Raw genomic sequence first — 1797 nt, forward strand, 5'->3', positions numbered from 1 at the left:
GGCAAGACACATGTTGACGGTTTAGACCTCAGCGATCCGGTTAACGCCTCCTTTTGGAATAATGATTCCTTACGCGAGGCAACTAAAACCACATTAAAACCCTCGCAGATTGATCCTGACGTCTATGACGCCGTCTTCTATGCAGGAGGGCATGCGACGATGTGGGATCTCCCTGACAATATAGAGTTGGCGGGTGTTTCATCACGAATTTATGAAAAGGGTGGCGTTGTCGCTGCGGTTTGTCATGGCCCCGCCGGATTGGTGAATATTCGGCTTTCCGATAATGAATATCTGGTTGCGGGAAAAAAGGTGTCAGCTTTTACCAACGATGAAGAACGTGCTGTAGGGTTGTACGACATTGTTCCATTCTTACTTGAAGACACGCTGAAGCAAAGAGGTGCTGAGCATCTTGCAGCCGCAAATTTTCAGCCACAGGTGATTGTCAGCGAGAGATTAGTGACCGGACAGAATCCCGCTTCCGCAAAAGGAGTCGCTGAGGCAATGCTGCCTTTGTTGGCTTCTATTGAAAATAGAAGAGCCTGAGTTATGAAAGAACGCATGCCTTTTGTTATATATGTCTTTGCACTCTGCGCTTTTGCTTTGGGATTCACTGAATTTGTCACGATCGGCTTAGTTTCCAGGATATCAGCTGATCTAAACGTCAGTGTCAGTCATGTAGGTACAGCGGTGACAGCCTACGCCCTCGGTGCCGTAATTGGTGCTCCGGGATTAACTGCGTTGGCAACACGATGGCCTCGTAAAAGATTATTACTTGTTGCTATGGGCCTGTTTACAGTTGGCAATGGTATCGTCGGTGCGTCTGAGTCCCTAACGCCTATGTTGATTGCACGATTTGCTTCCGGTTTAGGGCACGGAGTGTTTCTTGCTGTTGCTTCAAGTGTGGCAACCCAACTGGCTGGGCGACATCGTGCTGGCGCCGCTGTTTCGGTCGTTTTTGGCGGTCTTACAATTGCGTTGGCATTAGGCGTACCACTTGGTACCTACATCGGTAGTCTGTTGAGTTGGCAGTCTATATTCATGGCAGTAACGGCAAGTGGAGCGATCGGTTTCATTGGATTGGCAATGCTGATGCCCACGGATCAAAATGATCCCTCCTTGCAAGCAAATGCCATGGCCGGTTTAAAAGCCATGTTCAACCCACTACTGCTTGCGGGAGCAGGAATTACAGTTTTGGCCTATGCAGGATCTTTTGCCCTGTATACGTATATTTCCCCGATTCTGCTTCAGGTAACGCATGTAGACGAGCGTACGAGTAGTTTGCTTATGTTGGTCTACGGCATGATGGCCGCTATCGGGAATGTCTGGGGTGGTCGCCTGACTGACAAGCAAGGTGCAGACCGTGCCGTGATGACAATTCTTATTGGCTTGGCGATCGTCCTCTTTGCTATCTGGTTCTCTGTCTCATCCTTAATGTTAATGGCACTGTTTATTGGCTTGCTTGGAGCATTGAAATACGCAGCGGTCCCCTCAATGCAAGCAAGAGTGATCGGACTATCTCACATACATGCACCTGAAGCTCCAGCAGTGGCAGCAGGACTGAATATTGCCGGTTTTAACGGAGGAATTGCATTAGGGTCGCTATTGGGGGGTGTAGCACTGGATGTTACTGGTCTTACAAGTCTTACCTGGGTTGGAGGCGGAGTTGTAATTGTTGGTATTTTGTGGATGTTATTACAAATAAATTCGAATAAAAGACGCACCACCTCCGATTACTCCTGATAGTACACATAGCATTTAAAATGGCTCAGTGAACACCAAATCACTGAACCATTTTAC

General features: G+C 48.0%; 2 protein-coding genes. Both read left to right on the forward strand.

The features are described from left to right. A partial coding sequence (locus tag J1785_RS01315; RefSeq protein ID WP_217218635.1) for a type 1 glutamine amidotransferase domain-containing protein occupies nt 1-543 on the forward strand: 543 nt, incomplete at its 5' end. 3 nt (nt 544-546) lie between these two features. Next, nucleotides 547-1740, forward strand: a complete 1194-nt coding sequence (locus tag J1785_RS01320; RefSeq protein WP_217137412.1) for an MFS transporter — start codon at nt 547-549, stop codon at nt 1738-1740. Nucleotides 1741-1797 lie beyond the last annotated feature (57 nt).

It is taken from the genome of Rahnella perminowiae, assembly GCF_019049755.1.
GTDB lineage: Bacteria > Pseudomonadota > Gammaproteobacteria > Enterobacterales > Enterobacteriaceae > Rahnella > Rahnella perminowiae.

Excerpts from the sequence above, each read along its gene's own strand:
- J1785_RS01320 (WP_217137412.1), top strand. The coding sequence starts at position 547 with ATGAAAGAACGCATGCCTTTTGTTATATATGTCTTTGCACTCTGCGCT.